This is a genomic window from Streptomyces griseiscabiei (assembly GCF_020010925.1).
Classification (GTDB): Bacteria; Actinomycetota; Actinomycetes; order Streptomycetales; family Streptomycetaceae; genus Streptomyces; species Streptomyces griseiscabiei.
In genome coordinates, this window is sequence record NZ_JAGJBZ010000003.1 from 1,200,914 (window position 1) to 1,217,006 (window position 16,093).

Genomic DNA, 16,093 nt, shown 5'->3' on the forward strand with positions numbered 1-16,093 from the left:
TGGCCCATGGCATGGCGCCGAATCGACCGTTGGAGCGCTCCCACCCGACACCCGCACACGATCGTGCCGTTCGTGTAGCCGTACGACTCTTCTCTGTGATCGACCTGTGCCCCGGCTGGGCCTCTCCCCAGGACCGACCCCTGTGACAGGTCTGTGACAGTCGGCGGACAGAGCCATGAAGGTGAACCGGCAATCTTTTCGTCACAGGCAAGGAAGCACGCCGAAGACCGGAACTCCACGACGGGGGGCGCGAGATGAACACGCTGCACAGCACCAGCACTAGCGCAGTTGTCACGCGGCTCCACGACGTCGTCCGGAACACGGAGAAGTCCGGTGCCGTGAGCGGGCGGGGGTGCGCTCGCGGCACCGGGCGTCAGCACACCACGTACATGTCGGTGGTTGACGCACACGTGGGGGGAAGCACCACGGGGGCAACGGGGGTCGCCCACGGGGGAACGGGGACCGCGTACGGGGAGGGCACGGGGGAGCGCCGTTCTGTGTCGGAGGCGGAGTTCACCGCCTACGTCCAGGAGCGTCGTGCCTCCCTGTACGCAACCGCCTACCACCTGACCGGAGACCGGTTCGAGGCCGAGGACCTGCTGCAGAGCGCGCTGTTCTCGACCTACCGGGCCTGGGACCGGATCAGTGACAAGGCCGCGGTCGGGGGCTACCTCCGCCGCACCATGACCAATCTGCACATCAGCGCGTGGCGCCGCCGCAAGCTGAACGAGTACCCGACCGAGGAGCTGCCGGAGACCGCCGGCGACACGGACGCGATGCGCGGCACCGAACTGCGCGCCGTCCTGTGGCAGGCGCTCGCCCGGCTCCCCGAACTCCAGCGCACGATGCTGGTCCTCCGTTACTACGAGGGCCGCACCGACCCGGAGATCGCGGAGATCCTCGACATCAGTGTCGGCACGGTGAAGTCCAGCATCTGGCGGTCGCTCCGCCGGCTGCGCGAGGACGAGGTCCTCAGCTTCGGCCGTGACGAGGAGGAGTCCTTCGGGGAGCTTGTCGCCTGAAGGTCTGTGGGGGGAAGCAGGTAACGGGGGAAAAGCGGGGGGGAGTACGGGGGAAACGGGGGACGTCACGGTGGCGCGGGGGAGCGCCGGCGCGACGGCCGGGGGGAAAGCCGACGGGGTCCGGGGGGACCACGGCGGTGTGACACGGGGGAAACAGCGGGGGGATCACCGGGGGGGATCACGGGGGAAGCGGGACTGGAGGGCCGGGGGGTCCGTCCAGTCCCGCTTTTGTGTGCGCCGCATGCTTGGTGCTCGCGGCTGCGCTCAGGCGGGCGCCTTCGCGACCCGGCCCGCGGCGGCCGATGCCAGCCGGCCCAGCGCCTCGTCCCGGTCGCAGGGGTGGGCGCCCAGTTCCGTCTGCCGGGCCACGATCGAACGCTCCAGCCGCATCAGCCGCCAGCCGCGCCGCAGCAGGAACGGCACCGACTTGCGGCCCTCCTTCAGATCGCGCAGGAAGCGGCGGCGGAAGGTCTTCACCGGACCACGGGTCAGACACAGCGCGTCCGCCAGCAGGCCGAGTTCACGGCAGCGTCCGACGATCTCGGCGGCGAAGATGCCCTCGGCGATGAACACCGGCGTCCGCCCGATGTGCAGCGCCTCCGCGCCGGTCCGCGCACTGAGCGAGATGTCGTACACCGGGACCGTCGTACGGCCCGTGCGGCACAGCTCCTCGATCGCCGCGACGGCGGTGGACGCGTCCCATGACAGCGGGTGGTCCCAGTCGATGTCCGCGCTGCCCTCCACCTGCGGCAGCGTCGGGTCGTCGCCCTCCTTGTAGAAGTCGTCGAGCCGCAGCACGGGCAGGCCGGAGCGGGCGGCGAGGAGGGACTTGCCCGAGCCGGACGGGCCCGACAGCAGGACCACTCGGGTCGGTGTCGAAGGATGCGGGAGATGCGAACTCACGAGAGTCCAGTGTGAGGCATCGCGCGGCTCCCGCCGAGACGGCGGGTCGCTCTTGGAGCGCACATCACACCTCAACTACCGTACGTGTCTCTATGATTACTTTCCGCAAGGGAAACGTTCAGCAGAAGGTGGCACCCCTGATGGCTCGACTCTCGGCTTCCCAGAACCCCACCGCCCGGCGCGCGTTGCTGGCCGTCACGACCGCGGGGGTCGCGCTCGGCGCGGGCGCCGGCGCGGCCGCGGCGGCGGACGGCGCCGCCCCGGTCGTCGACGTGATGCGCACCCGGCCCACCTCGCTGGGCAAGGTCGACCCGCAGGCGGGACTCCAGGCCCTGACCGGCACGGTCGGGTATGTCACCGGGCCGGTCGCGGGTCTCAAGCCCAACCCGCTGGCGGGCACCGGGGTCGATCCGCTCGACAACGGGGTGGGGACACAGCTGGCCGACTTCCAGCCGCTGACGTCCACCGCCCTGACCGGGCCGGTGGCGCAGGCGCCGTCGGTGGGGAGCATCCCGGTGGTGGGTCAGGTGGTGGGCGGGCTGCGCTGAGCGCCCCGTCAAGGGCGTGGGGAACGGCGCGACCGGCCGCGGACGGCTCGCGCCGTCACGGCCGTCGGCAGTTCCCCGCTCCTCGGATCAGTACGCCGAACCCGAAGCCCCCAGCGACCCCGTCGGGTGCCAGACCGTCTTCGTCTCCAGGAACGCCGTCATACGGTCGATGCCGGGCGTGGTCGTCCAGTCGTCCACAGGCTGTGGACGCAGGACGCGCTTGAGGTTGTCGGCCGCGGCGATCTCCAGCTCCTTCGCCAGGGCCTCGTCCGCGCCGGCCAGGTCGATCGCGTTGACGTCCTGGTGGGCCGCGAGGGGCGTCGCGATCTCCGCCGTACGGCCGGAGAGGACGTTGACCACACCGCCGGGGACGTCGGAGGTGGCCAGCACCTCGCCGAGCGACAGCGCCGGGAGAGGGGACCGCTCGCTCGCGATCACGACCGCCGTGTTGCCGGTCGCGATCACCGGGGCGAGGACCGAGACCAGGCCCAGGAAGGAAGACTCCTGGGGGGCCAGGACTGCGACCACGCCGGTCGGTTCGGGGGAGGAGAGGTTGAAGTACGGGCCCGCGACCGGGTTGCCGCCGCCGACCACCTGGGCGATCTTGTCGGTCCAGCCCGCGTACCAGACCCAGCGGTCGATCGTGGCCTCCACGACCACGGCCGCCCTGGACTTCGACAGGCCCTCCGCGTCGGCGACCTCCCGGACGAACTGGCCCTTGCGGCCCTCCAGCATCTCGGCGACGCGGTACAGGACCTGGCCCCGGTTGTACGCCGTCGCGCCGGACCAGCCGCCGAACGCCTTGCGGGCGGCGACCACCGCGTCACGGGCGTCCTTGCGGGAGGAGAGCGGGGCGTTGGCCAGCCAGTTGTCCTTCGAGTCCGTCACCTCGTACACCCGGCCGCTCTCGGAACGCGGGAACTTCCCGCCGACGTACAGCTTGTAGGTCTTGAAGACAGTCAAGCGGTCAGACATCGAGGTACGCCTCCAGGCCGTGACGACCGCCCTCGCGGCCGAAGCCCGACTCCTTGTAGCCGCCGAACGGCGACGTCGGGTCGAACTTGTTGAACGTGTTGGACCAGACGACACCCGCGCGGAGCTTGTTCGCGACGGCCAGGATCCGGGAGCCCTTCTCGGTCCAGATGCCCGCCGACAGGCCGTACTGGCTGTTGTTGGCCTTGGCGACGGCCTCGTCCGGGGTGCGGAAGGTGAGGACGGACAGGACCGGGCCGAAGATCTCGTCGCGGGCGATGGTGTGCGCCTGGGTGACGTTGGTGAACAGCGTCGGGGCGAACCAGTAGCCCGAGGCGGGCAGTTCGCAGGCCGGCGACCAGCGCTCGGCGCCCTCCGCCTCGCCGCGCTCGACGAGCGAGGTGATCCGGGTCAGCTGCTCCTCGGAGTTGATCGCGCCGATGTCCGTGTTCTTGTCCAGCGGGTCGCCGAGGCGGAGCGTGGACAGACGGCGCTTGAGGGAGTCGAGCAGCTCGTCCTGGATCGACTCCTGGACCAGGAGGCGGGAGCCCGCGCAGCAGACCTGGCCCTGGTTGAAGAAGATGCCGTTCACGATGCCCTCGACGGCCTGGTCGATGGGCGCGTCGTCGAAGACGATGTTGGCGCCCTTGCCGCCCAGTTCGAGGGTGAGCTTCTTGCGGGTGCCCGCGACCGTCTTGGCGATCGCCTTGCCGACCGCCGTGGAGCCCGTGAAGGCCACCTTGTTCACGTCCGGGTGCGCGACCAGGGCCGCGCCTGTGTCGCCGTAGCCGGGGAGGATGTTGACGACGCCCTTCGGCAGGCCCGCCTGGCGGCAGATGTCCGCGAAGAACAGGGCCGACAGGGGGGTGGTCTCCGCCGGCTTCAGGACGACCGTGTTGCCCGTCGCCAGGGCCGGGGCGATCTTCCACGCCAGCATCAGGAGCGGGAAGTTCCAGGGGATGACCTGGCCCGCGACACCGAGGGGGCGCGGGTTCGTGCCGTAGCCGGCGTGGTCGAGCTTGTCGGCCCAGCCCGCGTAGTAGAAGAAGTGCGCGGCGACCAGGGGGAGGTCGGCGTCGCGGGTCTCCTTGATCGGCTTGCCGTTGTCCAGGGTCTCCAGGACGGCCAGCTCGCGGGAGCGCTCCTGGACGATGCGGGCGATGCGGAAGAGGTACTTCGCGCGCTCCGCGCCGGGGAGGGCCGACCACTTCTCGAACGCCTTGCGGGCGGCCTGTACGGCGCGGTCGACGTCCGCCTCGCCCGCCTGGGCGATCTCGGAGAGGACCTCCTCGGAGGCGGGGCTGACCGTCTTGAAGACCTTGCCGTCGGCGGCCTCGGTGAACTCGCCGTCGATGAACAGGCCGTAGGAGGGGGCGATGTCGACGATCGCCCGGGACTCGGGGGCCGGTGCGTACTCGAATGCGGAAGCCATGGGGATCAGTCCACCGTCACGTAGTCGGGGCCGGAGTAGCGGCCGGTGGCCAGCTTCTGGCGCTGCATCAGCAGGTCGTTGAGGAGCGAGGACGCGCCGAAGCGGAACCAGTGGTTGTCCAGCCAGTCCTCGCCCGCGGTCTCGTTGACCAGGACGAGGAACTTGATCGCGTCCTTGGTGGTGCGGATGCCGCCGGCGGGCTTCACGCCCACCTGGACTCCGGTCTGGGCGCGGAAGTCGCGGACGGCCTCCAGCATGAGCAGGGTGTTGGCCGGGGTGGCGTTCACCGCGACCTTGCCGGTGGACGTCTTGATGAAGTCGGCGCCCGCGAGCATGCCGAGCCAGCTGGCGCGGCGGATGTTGTCGTACGTCGACAGCTCGCCGGTCTCGAAGATGACCTTGAGGCGGGCCGCGGAGCCGCAGGCCTCCTTCACGGCCGTGATCTCCTCGTGGACCTTCAGGTAGTTCCCGGCGAGGAAGGCGCCGCGGTCGATGACCATGTCGATCTCGTCGGCGCCGGCGGAGACGGCCTCACGGACGTCGGCCAGCTTCACGGAGAGGGGGGCGCGGCCGGCCGGGAAGGCGGTGGCGACGGAGGCGACCTTGACCGTGGAGCCGGCGACGGCGGCCTTGGCGGCGGGCACCATGTCGGGGTAGACGCAGACCGCGGCCGTGGCGGGCGTGGTGCGGTCGGTGGGGTCGGGCAGGACCGCCTTGGCGCCGAGCGACCGGACCTTGCCCGGGGTGTCCGCGCCTTCCAGGGTCGTCAGGTCGACCATGGAGATGGCCAGGTCGATGGCGTACGCCTTGGCGGACGTCTTGATGGAACGGGTGCCGAGGGAGGCGGCGCGCGCCTCCAGGCCGACCGGGTCGACGCCGGGCAGCCCGTGGAGGAAGCGGCGCAGCGTGCTGTCGGACGCGGTGACGTCGGCGAGAGCGTGGGGTGCAGCTGTGGACATGGTCACCAGACGAGCATATCTACGCGCGTAGCAGGTGTACAGCCCCCGGATTCTTCGGTGGGCGCTTGACGGGGCGGGAGCCCGGGGCGCTCCGGCGGCTGCGGGCAGCCGCCGGGCGTCGGGCAGAATCGGACGTATGAGCACCTCGGATCAGGCCTCAGCGTCGACGCCCGGCAAAGCCGGCAAGCCCGGCAAGTCCGGTGAGCCCGGCAAGCCCGTGTACAAGGACCGGGCCTACCGGTCGCCCGCCGGGCTGGTGGGTGGCGTGCTGCTGCTCGGGCTGTTCGGCTGGCTCGGCGGGGACGCGGTGGTGTCGGGGGAGGGGCGTACGCCCTGGCTGGCGCTGGCGTCGATGCTGGTGGCCGTGCCGCTGGTGGTCGCCTTCTCGGTGCGGCCGGCCGTGTTCGCGAGCGACGACCGGCTGCGGGTGCGCAATCCGTTCCGGGTGATCGAGCTGCCCTGGGCGAGCGTCGTGTCGCTGCGGTCGGGTTACACCAACGAGGTGATCGACGAGAACGGCACCAAGTACCAGCTCTGGGCGATCCCCGTCTCCCTGCGGGGCCGCAAGAAGGCCGCCCGGGACCAGGCCCGCGAGGCCCGTCGCGCGGCCAGGGCGGGCGGTGACGGGCGTACGGCTCCCGAGGCGCGGCTCCTGCGCGCCGAGACCGATCAGTCCATGGCCGATCTGCGGGAGCTGTGCGAGGCGCGGGCGAAGGCGGCCGGGTCGCAGGGGGCGCCGAGCGTGCGGTGGGCCTGGGAGATCATGGGTCCGGCGGCGGCGGGGGCCGTGCTGCTGCTGGTGCTCGTCGCCATCGGGTGACCTCGCTCCCTCCGGCACTTTTCACAGGCAGAGTTCCGGACGCCTGTTCTATGGTGGCGGAAACGTGCCGGACCGGATGCGCGGTTCGTGCCCACCCGTCCAACTGCCCGTGAAGCGGAGCGCGTTGGGTCAGTACATGCCTCGGCGTCCCGTCTGCACAGCTCGGACCGCGGCGCATCGCGCGCGACGAGGGGGCGCAACCACGATCGCGGCCGGAGTGTCCACAGAACGATGAGTACCGAGCTCGAAACCCCCTCCCAGGGGCACCCACCGCCGCACCGGCTGCCCGCCTCCGCCGTGCCCGAGGGCAGTGCCGCCTGGAGCGGCGAGAAGCTTCAGGCCTGGGCGCGGTCCCGGCCGCCCCTGTGGGTGGCGGCCCGTACGCGCCCGCTGCACCTGCTCGCCGTGGTTCCGGGCGGGCTGATCATCGGCTTCTGGCTGACCAACTTCGCCGAGGTGCCCGCCGCCCTCGCCGTGCTGGCCCCGCTCCAGGTGGTGTGGACCCTGGTCAGGCCCGAGGTCGTACGGTTCTCGTCGCCCGCGCTGATGCTCCTGCTGGGCTGGTTCGGTGGATCGCACGATGTGCCGACCCTGCTGGGTCTGATCGCCGTGACCCTCACCTGGGCCGTGGCCGAGATCCGGATGAGCAGGAGCAGGCTCCAGCGGCAGTGGGCGCTGTCGGCCGCCGCGGGCGCGACCGCCGCGGTGCCGGACGGGGTGGGGCCGCTGCGGCGCGGCAGGTTCCTCATGGTCCTCGGCTGTGTGCTGACGCTGCTCGGGACGGGGCTGCTCGCCTTCGTCTCCGGCGGGGACGCGGTCACCGACCGGCACGAGGTCACCCTCGTCGGCTGGTTCGTGACGGGCTGGGGGCTCACCGCGCTGCTCTCCGGGTGGCTGGCGCGGCGCCGGGCCGCCGCGCTGCGCCGCGCGCCCGTGCCGGTGCTCCGGGTCCTGGTCCGCGACGGCGCCGACGGGGACGTCGAGGTGTTCGCCGACGACGACGTGGACGCGCTGCGGCCGCTGTTCAGCGTCACGGCCGAGGAGTGGTACGACGACGACGGTGACGGCGACGAGGAGGCCGAGGAGAGCCGGAGCCGGGAGGACCGGGACGCGCTCCTCGACGCCATCGAGGGCGCGGAGGACGACGACCAGCCCGGACCCCTGCGCGAGGCCGTACTGTACGGGCCGCCCCATGACGGTGCCGAGATCGTGATCGTCAGCGCGCCGGAGAGGACGGGCAGGGCCGAGAGCGCCGCCGGGGATACGGCGGAGGGCGCGGACGGGGCCTCGGCGCCGGTCGACCTGGTGAAGCCGGCCGGTCCCGCCGGCGCGGAGACGGCCGCGGAACCGGCGGAGCTGGTCGTCGAGTCGTCGAGCGGGCCGGTACGACCGCTGTCCGACCGGACCGTGCGGCACCGGGCCGCCGAGCAGCGGGCCAGGGCCCGCCGGCACACGGTCCACGAGGAACTGCGGGCCACCGCCGCCACGGAGAGCCGGGCCCGGCTGGGAGACCAGCCGGTGGCCGTACGGCGCTGGCGGGCGGGGTGGGCCGACTGGTCCAGCGCCCTGCTCATGATCGTCGCGACCGCCGCCGTCGGGCTGTACCCCGACGGGCTGAAGCAGTACGTCCTCGGTGGCCTCATCGGGATCTTCGGCATCCTGACGCTGCCCCAACTGCTCGCCTGGCGCATCACCGCCGACCGTTCGGGACTGTGGCTGCGGGGCTGGCGCCGGAGCGGGCACATCACCTGGGACGACCTCATGACCGTCCGGTGCGCCGGTGCCGTGTTGACCGTGGACAGCCGCCGGGCGTTGTTCCCGACCTGGTCCGTACGGTCCGAGCGCTGGCGCTGGCTGGAGCGGAAGCTGCGCCTGGTCCACCCCTACGAGCGGACCGCCGCCGAGATCACCGCCATGTGGGAGGACCCCGCGCTGCGGCCCGAGGGGGAGCGCGCGGGCCGGGAGCTCCCGCTGTGGCCGCTGAGCGTGGTGCTGGCCGTGGCCTGGGTGACGGCACTGGTGCTGGTGCCGTAGCCCGGTCCTGTGGACGTGCGAAGGCCCCGACCGGCGATCCGGTCGGGGCCTTCGCACGGGGGCGCCGGGGCCGTCAGATGCCCGCCGCCTCCGACAGGTCGCGCTTGATCCCGGCCAGCAGACCGGCCGCCTTCTCGCGGGCCGCCGGGAGACCGGTGTGGTCGGCGACCGGCACCACGACCTCCAGGTAGCACTTCAGCTTGGGCTCGGTGCCGCTGGGGCGGACGATGACACGGGCGCCGTCCAGGGTGTAGCGCAGGCCGTCCGTGGGCGGGAGCCGGTCCGTGCCCCGGGTCAGGTCCTCGGCCCCGGTGACGGCCAGCCCGGCGAGGGCGGTCGGGGGCCGCTCGCGCAGCCGCTCCATCGCACGGGCGATGAGGGAGAGATCCTCGACCCGGACCGAGAGCTGGTCGGTGGCGTGCAGACCGTGCTCGACGGCGATGTCGTCCAGCAGGTCGAGGAGGGTGCGGCCCTCCTCCTTGAGCCCGGAGGCCAGCTCCGTGATCAGCAGGGCCGCCGTGATGCCGTCCTTGTCCCGGACGCCCTCGGGGTCGACGCAGTAGCCGAGGGCCTCCTCGTAGCCGTAGCGCAGGCCGTCGACGCGGGCGATCCACTTGAAGCCGGTCAGGGTCTCCTCGTACGGGAGGCCCGCCTTCTCGGCGATCCGGCCGAGGAGGGAGGAGGAGACGATCGACTCGGCGAAGGTGCCCCGCGCGCCGCGCGCGACCAGGTGCGCGGCGAGCAGCGCGCCGACCTCGTCGCCGCGCAGCATCCGCCAGTCGCCGCCGTCCTTCACGGCCACGGCGCAGCGGTCGGCGTCCGGGTCGTTGGCGACGATCAGGTCGGGGTCCGTCTCGCGGGCCTTCGCGAAGGCGAGGTCCATCGCGCCCGGCTCCTCCGGGTTGGGGAACGCGACCGTCGGGAACTCCGGGTCCGGATCCGCCTGCGCGGCGACGAGCACGGGCTCCGGGAAGCCCGCGCGGGCGAACGCCGCGAGCAGGACGTCCCGGCCGACGCCGTGCATGGCCGTGTAGACCGTGCGGGCGGTCCGGGGGGAGCCGGTGGCGAGGACCGCGTCCGTACGGGCCAGATAGGCCTCCAGGACGCCGTCGTCGAGGGTGTCCCAGCCGGCCTCCGGGCGGGGGACGTCGTCGAGGGAGCGTACGGCGGCGATCTCGGCCGCGATCCCGGCGTCGGCCGGGGGCACGATCTGGGAGCCGTCGCCCAGGTAGACCTTGTAGCCGTTGTCGCGCGGCGGGTTGTGGCTGGCCGTGACCTCCACGCCCGCGACCGCGCCCAGATGCCTTATGGCGAAGGCCAGGACGGGCGTGGGGAGGGGGCGGGGGAGGACGGCCGCGCGCAGGCCCGCGCCGGTCATCACGGCGGCCGTGTCGCGGGCGAAGGCGGCGGACTTGTGGCGGGCGTCGTAGCCGATGACGACGAGGCCGCCGGTGGCGCCGTTCTTGGTCAGGTACGCGGCGAGACCGGCGGCGGCGCGGATGACGACCGAGCGGTTCATCCGCATCGGGCCGGCGCCGAGTTCGCCCCGGAGACCGGCGGTGCCGAACTGGAGGGTGCCGGAGAAACGGGTGGTCAGCTCCGCCGTGTCCGCCGCGTCGATCAGCCTGCCGAGTTCGTCCCTCGTCTCCGGGTCGGGGTCCTCGGCCAGCCACGCCTTGGCGCGGGCGATCAGGTCGTCGTGCACGGGGGTCAACCTCTCGTTGTGTGCTTGTGGACGCGGTCGGTCGTCCTGGGCGGTGGGTGCGTCGTCGGGTGCAGGTCCGGTGGGGCTTCTCGCGCAGTTCCCCGCGCCCCTGAAAGATCAGGCCCCTGCGGGCCTGAAGGTGACGGTCGGGCGGGGGAAAAGCAAGGGGCGCAGCCCCTGCTTTTCAGGGGCGCGGGGAACTGCGCGACCAGCCCCCACCGGACCCGCACCCGACGACGCACCCCGTCCGGCGGAGCCCTGCCGCGCTACAGCCGGTCCAGCACCCGCGTCAGCAGCTCACCCATCCGCGTCGCGGAGTCGCGGCCCGCCTGGAGGACCTCCTCGTGGTTGAGGGGCTCGCCCGTCATCCCGGCCGCCAGGTTGGTGACGAGGGAGATGCCCAGCACCTCCGCGCCGGCCTCGCGCGCGGCGATGGCCTCCAGGACCGTGGACATGCCGACCAGGTCCGCGCCGATGACACGGGCCATGCGGATCTCCGCCGGGGTCTCGTAGTGCGGGCCCGTGAACTGCGCGTAGACACCCTCTTCGAGGGAGGGGTCGATCTCCTTGCACAGGGCGCGCAGGCGCGGCGAGTACAGGTCGGTGAGGTCGACGAAGTTCGCGCCGACGATCGGGGAGGCCGCCGTCAGGTTCAGGTGGTCGCTGATCAGGACCGGCTGGCCGGGACGCATCCCCTCGCGCACACCGCCGCAGCCGTTGGTGAGGACGATCGTCTTCACCCCGGCGGCGACGGCGGTACGCACGCCGTGCGCGACGGCGGCGACGCCACGGCCCTCGTAGTAGTGGGTGCGGCCCAGGAAGACGAGCGCGCGCTTGTCACCGATCTTGTACGAGCGGACCTTGCCGCCGTGTCCCTCGACCGCCGGCGGCGGGAAGCCGGGCAGCTCGGTGACCTGGAACTCGGCCTCGGGGGCGCCGAGGGCGTCCACGGCCGGGGCCCAGCCGGAGCCCATCACAAGAGCGACGTCGTGGGTCTCGGCGCCCGTCAGCTCGCGCAGGCGCGCGGCGGCGGCGTCGGCGGCGGCGTACGGGTCGCCCTGGATGTCGTCCGGAAGAAGAGATGCGTTCACGCGACGAGAGTATCCGGTCCTGGCCTACGCGCGTAGATGACAAGGCTCCTCGGATCGGGATCGTTGTCTTGTCGTTTCCCGGCCGCGGGGCGAGACCTGGAGGGATCACGCGTCGGTGATCAGGACGTCCTTGTCGTTGAAGACCTCGACGATGAAGATCAACAGGCGGCCCCTGCTGATCGTGTACTCGACCAGGATGTTCTGAGTGAGCCGGATCGTGCGATCGTCACCGGTGGACCCTATGGGCCGGGACAGGGAAACGAACGGATCGCGGGCCAGCAGGGCGATGCCCTTGTCGAACGCGACGCGCTGCTCGTCGTCCAGCCGGTCGCGCGCCGCGGCGGCCTGAACCGTGTAATAGACGTCGTAGGTAGGAGTGGGGGGCATCTGCTCTCCCGTTGATGCGTCGGTTTCCCAAGTCTAGGGAGCCTAGGGCCGGAGCCCTTCAACAAGGCCGCTTGCGCAGCTCCATCACGTAATCGTGTGGTGCCCCGGCCGATTCCGCGGCGTCCGCGACCTCGCCCAGATAGCGGGCCGAGGGCAGGCCGCCCTCGTAGCCGTTGAGGACGTAGACCCAGGCCGGTTCCTCGCCGTCCAGGGTGTGTACGCGGACCCGCATCCGGCGGTATATGTCCAGGCCGACGCCGACCCAGCGGTCCATCGCGTCCTCGTCCATGGGGGCGATGTCGTACAGCGCCACGAAGACCTGGGAGCGGGGGGCCTCCACGACCGTGGCCAGGGCGCCCTCCCAGCCCATGTGCTCGCCGCCGAAGGTCAGCCGCCAGTCGTTGAGCCAGCCGGTTGCGCGCAGCGGGGAGTGGGGGGCGCGGCGGGACATCAGACGCGAGTCCAGGTTGCCGGCGTAGGCGGCGTAGAGCGACATGGGGGAGAGGGTACGGGAGCGCTCCGCTTGGGGGGCCGGGCGCCTGATGGGGTGGGGGGTGCCTGTTGTGTCGCGGGTGCGGGTTCGTCGTGGCTGGTCGCGCAGTTCCCCGCGCCCCCCTCGTGATGGCCCTGCGGGCCGATCACCCCCGTCCCGCACCCCCGACTCGTTGGTACCCGCGCTCGTACGGGACAATGGGGCATGTGACTCGGATCGTGATCATCGGTGGCGGACCCGGCGGCTATGAGGCGGCGCTGGTGGCCGCGCAGCTCGGCGCGGAGGTGACCGTCGTGGACTGCGACGGTCTGGGCGGGGCGTCGGTGCTGACCGACTGCGTGCCGTCGAAGACCCTCATCGCGACGGCCGAGGTGATGACGACCTTCGACTCCTCGTACGAGGAGCTGGGGATCATCGTCGCCGACGACACCCCGCACATCGACACGCCCGCGCGTGTCGTGGGCGTGGACCTCGGCAAGGTCAACCGGCGTGTGAAGCGGCTCGCGCTGGCGCAGTCGCACGACATCACCGCCTCCGTGACGCGCGCCGGCGCGCGGGTCATGCGCGGGCGCGGGCGGCTCGTGGGGCAGCAGGATCTCGACGGGTCGCGCAAGGTGGTCGTGCGCGCCGCCGACGGCTCCGAGGAGACGCTGATCGCCGACGCCGTGCTGATCGCCACCGGCGCCCACCCGCGCGAGGTGCCCGACGCCCAGCCCGACGGCGAGCGCATCCTCAACTGGACCCAGGTCTACGACCTCGACGAACTGCCCGAAGAGCTGATCGTCGTCGGGTCCGGTGTGACCGGTGCCGAGTTCGCCGGCGCCTACCAGGCGCTCGGGTCGCGCGTCACGCTCGTCTCCAGCCGGGACCGTGTGCTGCCGGGCGAGGACCCGGACGCCGCCGCCGTCCTGGAGGACGTGTTCCGGCGGCGCGGGATGAACGTCATGGCGCGCTCCCGGGCCCAGTCCGCCAAGCGGGTCGGCGACCGGGTCGAGGTCACGCTCGCGGACGGCCGGGTCATCAGCGGCTCGCACTGTCTGATGGCCGTCGGCGCCATCCCCAACAGCGCCGGGATGGGCCTGGAGGAGGCCGGGGTCAAGGTCAAGGAGTCCGGGCACATCTGGACCGACAAGGTGTCGCGGACCACCGCCCCGGGTGTGTACGCCGCCGGTGACGTCACCGGGGTGTTCGCCCTGGCCTCCGTCGCCGCCATGCAGGGCCGTATCGCCATGTACCACTTCCTCGGCGACGCCGTGGCCCCGCTGAACCTGAAGACCGTCTCGTCCAACGTCTTCACCGACCCCGAGATCGCCACCGTCGGCTACACCCAGGCCGACCTGGACGCCAAGGTCATCGACGCCGTCGGGGTGAAGCTGCCGCTGCTGCGCAACCCGCGCGCCAAGATGCAGGGCATCCGCGACGGCTTCGTCAAGATCTTCTGCCGGCCCGGCACCGGCATCGTGGTGGGCGGTGTCGTGGTCTCCCCGCGCGCCTCGGAGCTGATCCACCCCATCTCGATCGCGGTCGACAACAACCTGACCGTCGAACAGATCGCGAACGCCTTCACCGTGTACCCGTCCCTGTCGGGCTCGATCGCGGAGGTCGCGCGCCAGCTCCACACGCGCAAGGCCGGCGAAGGCGTCTAGACGTCGGTCCGAGCGACGACGACTGGTCCCTATATCACTTCTTGCCCCACCCTGCGAACAACTTCTGCTATTCGGCGCAAACTGCTGAAAGCAGATGGTCGTTGGCGTTACTGTCAGTTTCGTGTTCGCTGCAGAACGTCGTCAATTGATCCTCGAAATGGTGCGGGCCAATGGAGCCGTGTCGCTCCGTGAGCTCGCCCGCGTCGTCCAGACCTCCGAAGTGACCGTACGGCGGGACGTGCGCGCTCTGGAGGCAGAAGGACTCCTCGACCGCCGGCACGGCGGTGCGGTATTGCCGGGCGGGTTCACGCGGGAGTCCGGCTTTCCGCAGAAGTCTCATCTCGCGACCGCCGAGAAGACGGCCATCGCCGACCTCGCCGCGAGCTTCGTCGAAGAGGGCGAGGCCATCGTGGTCGGGGCGGGGACCACCACGCAGGAGCTGGCACGCCGGCTCGCGCGGGTCCCCGGGCTGACCGTCGTCACCAACTCCCTGCTGGTGGCCCAGGCGTTGGCCCATGCCAACCGTGTGGAGGTCGTGATGACCGGCGGCACCCTGCGCGGTTCCAACTACGCCCTGGTCGGCTCCGGCGCCGAGCAGTCCCTCCAGGGGCTGCGCGTCTCCAAGGCCTTCCTCTCCGGGAGCGGGCTGACCGCCGAGCGCGGTCTGTCCACGTCCAACATGCTGTCGGCGTCCGTCGACCGCGCGCTGGTCCAGGCCGCCGCCGAGGTCGTGGTCCTCGCCGACCACACCAAACTCGGCACCGACACGATGTTCCAGACGGTCCCGACGGACGTCATCACCCGGCTGGTCACCGACGACCCGCCCGGTCACGACGACCGCGCGGTCACCGAGTTGCAGGCCCTGGCCGATCAGGGTGTGCAGATCTCCGTGGCCGGGGCGTCGGGCGGCGGTGGTACGGGAGGCGATCCCGTCCCGGCGCGCCCCTCGCGCCGGGACGTGCCCCTGCCGGGGCCCCGCCGCAACCAGGTCCACGGCACCGCGCCCCAGCTGCGCACCGCCACGGTCCTGGGCGACCAGCCGCCGGCCGGTGAACGGGAGCGCGAGCGCGCGGCCCGGGTCGCGGATCTGCGCCGGCGGTAGAGCCGCGCGCGGCCGGGCGAGGCGGTGGCCGGGTGAGGCCGGGTGAGGTGTGCCGGCCACGTCGGCGGATCGCTCCGCAGGGTGCGGCGGTGGCCGGACGCGGTGGCTACGGCTTCAGGCCGCGCAGGGTCAGCGTCAACAGGCGGTCGGCCAGCTCCGGGTCGTCCGGGGTCTCCTCGGCCGCCAGCGCGATCGCGTGGGTGAGCTGGAGCAGGTCACCGATGGACACGTCGTCGCGTACGGCGTGCGCGCGTTGGGCCCGCAGCAGGAGGGCGGTGCCGGCCTCCCGGATGGGGGCACAGCACCGGGCCAGGTCCGAGGGGGTGTCGTCCGCGGCGCGGGAGTCCGCGTACGACACCGTCATCAAGGCCTGGGCCAGACCCCGGTATTCGCCCGCACGGGTGATGATGTCGCGCAGCCAGGCGACCAGGGCGGTGCAGGGCCGGTCCGCCGCGAGCTGGATCCGGGCACGGGCCAGCAGGTCGTCCACGGCTTCCTCGAAGACCGCGCTCAGCAGGGCCTGGCGGGTGGGGAAGTGACGGTAGAGCGTGCCGATACCGACGTCCGCGCGGCGGGCGATGTCCTCCAGCGAGGCGGTCGTGCCGTGGGCCGCGAAGGCGAGCCGGGCCTCGGTGAGCAGGCGGGCGTGGTTGCGGCGGGCGTCCGCGCGCATCGGCCTCCGGCCTGCTGCGGAGGGCTCGGCCGGGGTGGGGCTCATGGTGGTGTCACCTGCTCTCTTCTGCTGGGGGCGTCTTCAGCCTAAGAGCTCGGGTGGCGGGGGTGGTTGGGCGGGTGCGGGTGCGTGGGGCTTCTCGCGCGGTTCCCCGCGCCCCTCGAAGGCCTACGGCCTTTCCGGGGCGCGGGGGTTTCGCGTGCGGGTCAGTCCTTGATTTCGCAGATCGTGGCGCCGGAGGTGATGGAGGCGCCGACTTCCGCGTTGAGGGCCTTGATGGTGCCGGTGCGGTGGGCGTTGAGGGGC

Annotated in this window: 15 protein-coding genes; 6 read left to right on the top strand and 9 right to left on the bottom strand. The window is 72.1% G+C overall.

Features of this window, described 5'->3' with window-relative positions; genetic code table 11:
• Positions 1 to 254: 254 nt before the first annotated feature.
• Positions 255 to 1,022, top strand: coding sequence for a SigE family RNA polymerase sigma factor (locus J8M51_RS39325; protein ID WP_216589743.1), 768 nt, complete (start codon positions 255 to 257; stop codon positions 1,020 to 1,022).
• Positions 1,023 to 1,286: 264 nt separating this feature from the next.
• On the opposite strand, the gene J8M51_RS39330 is transcribed toward J8M51_RS39325, so the two are convergent.
• On the bottom strand, positions 1,287 to 1,925 hold the full coding sequence (locus J8M51_RS39330; RefSeq protein WP_086764022.1) for a uridine kinase family protein: 639 nt from the start codon (positions 1,923 to 1,925) through the stop codon (positions 1,287 to 1,289).
• Positions 1,926 to 2,065: 140 nt separating this feature from the next.
• Here J8M51_RS39330 and J8M51_RS39335 point away from each other — a divergent pair, with 140 nt between their 5' ends.
• Positions 2,066 to 2,473 (top strand): hypothetical protein, encoded by a 408-nt coding sequence (locus tag J8M51_RS39335; protein ID WP_216591027.1) that lies wholly within the window; start codon positions 2,066 to 2,068, stop codon positions 2,471 to 2,473.
• An 87-nt stretch (positions 2,474 to 2,560) separates the two neighbouring features.
• On the opposite strand, the gene J8M51_RS39340 is transcribed toward J8M51_RS39335, so the two are convergent.
• Genes J8M51_RS39340 through deoC form a run of 3 tightly spaced genes read right to left on the bottom strand, consistent with a single transcriptional unit; the run spans position 2,561 to position 5,836 of the window.
• Positions 2,561 to 3,448 (bottom strand): aldehyde dehydrogenase family protein, encoded by an 888-nt coding sequence (locus tag J8M51_RS39340; protein ID WP_086760894.1) that lies wholly within the window; start codon positions 3,446 to 3,448, stop codon positions 2,561 to 2,563.
• The gene (locus J8M51_RS39345) at positions 3,441 to 4,877 is read right to left on the bottom strand and encodes an aldehyde dehydrogenase family protein (RefSeq protein WP_086760892.1); all 1,437 of its coding nucleotides are present in this window, start codon (positions 4,875 to 4,877) and stop codon (positions 3,441 to 3,443) included. Before J8M51_RS39345 ends, J8M51_RS39340 begins: the two co-directional genes overlap by 8 nt.
• Positions 4,878 to 4,882: 5 nt before the next feature.
• On the bottom strand, positions 4,883 to 5,836 hold the full coding sequence (deoC, locus tag J8M51_RS39350) for a deoxyribose-phosphate aldolase (protein WP_086760896.1): 954 nt from the start codon (positions 5,834 to 5,836) through the stop codon (positions 4,883 to 4,885).
• 136 nt (positions 5,837 to 5,972) lie between these two features.
• Between deoC and J8M51_RS39355 the strand changes: the two genes are divergently transcribed.
• Positions 5,973 to 6,656, top strand: coding sequence for a PH domain-containing protein (locus tag J8M51_RS39355; RefSeq protein ID WP_086760890.1), 684 nt, complete (start codon positions 5,973 to 5,975; stop codon positions 6,654 to 6,656).
• 231 nt (positions 6,657 to 6,887) lie between these two features.
• On the top strand, positions 6,888 to 8,690 hold the full coding sequence (locus J8M51_RS39360; RefSeq protein WP_086760888.1) for a hypothetical protein: 1,803 nt from the start codon (positions 6,888 to 6,890) through the stop codon (positions 8,688 to 8,690).
• Between the two features lie 73 nt (positions 8,691 to 8,763).
• Here the strand turns inward: J8M51_RS39360 and J8M51_RS39365 are convergent, their stop codons facing one another.
• From J8M51_RS39365 to J8M51_RS39380, 4 genes are all read right to left on the bottom strand, one after another.
• Complete coding sequence (locus J8M51_RS39365) at positions 8,764 to 10,395, bottom strand: phospho-sugar mutase (protein WP_267299899.1); 1,632 nt, start codon at positions 10,393 to 10,395, stop codon at positions 8,764 to 8,766.
• Between the two features lie 266 nt (positions 10,396 to 10,661).
• Complete coding sequence (locus J8M51_RS39370; protein WP_216591030.1) at positions 10,662 to 11,486, bottom strand: purine-nucleoside phosphorylase; 825 nt, start codon at positions 11,484 to 11,486, stop codon at positions 10,662 to 10,664.
• Between the two features lie 105 nt (positions 11,487 to 11,591).
• The gene (locus J8M51_RS39375; RefSeq protein WP_216591031.1) at positions 11,592 to 11,873 is read right to left on the bottom strand and encodes a type II toxin-antitoxin system RelE family toxin; all 282 of its coding nucleotides are present in this window, start codon (positions 11,871 to 11,873) and stop codon (positions 11,592 to 11,594) included.
• Between the two features lie 58 nt (positions 11,874 to 11,931).
• Positions 11,932 to 12,369 (bottom strand): gamma-glutamylcyclotransferase, encoded by a 438-nt coding sequence (locus J8M51_RS39380; protein WP_045562870.1) that lies wholly within the window; start codon positions 12,367 to 12,369, stop codon positions 11,932 to 11,934.
• 194 nt (positions 12,370 to 12,563) lie between these two features.
• On the opposite strand from J8M51_RS39380, the gene J8M51_RS39385 reads away from it, so the two are divergent.
• Positions 12,564 to 14,012 carry an NAD(P)H-quinone dehydrogenase gene (locus tag J8M51_RS39385; RefSeq protein WP_216591033.1) on the top strand — a complete coding sequence of 483 codons (1,449 nt, stop codon included), beginning with the start codon at positions 12,564 to 12,566 and terminating at the stop codon, positions 14,010 to 14,012.
• Positions 14,013 to 14,106: 94 nt separating this feature from the next.
• Positions 14,107 to 15,114, top strand: a complete 1,008-nt coding sequence (locus J8M51_RS39390) for a DeoR/GlpR family DNA-binding transcription regulator (RefSeq protein WP_086762927.1) — start codon at positions 14,107 to 14,109, stop codon at positions 15,112 to 15,114.
• Between the two features lie 106 nt (positions 15,115 to 15,220).
• On the opposite strand, the gene J8M51_RS39395 is transcribed toward J8M51_RS39390, so the two are convergent.
• Complete coding sequence (locus J8M51_RS39395) at positions 15,221 to 15,787, bottom strand: TetR/AcrR family transcriptional regulator (protein ID WP_267299917.1); 567 nt, start codon at positions 15,785 to 15,787, stop codon at positions 15,221 to 15,223.
• Positions 15,788 to 16,093: the final 306 nt, after the last annotated feature.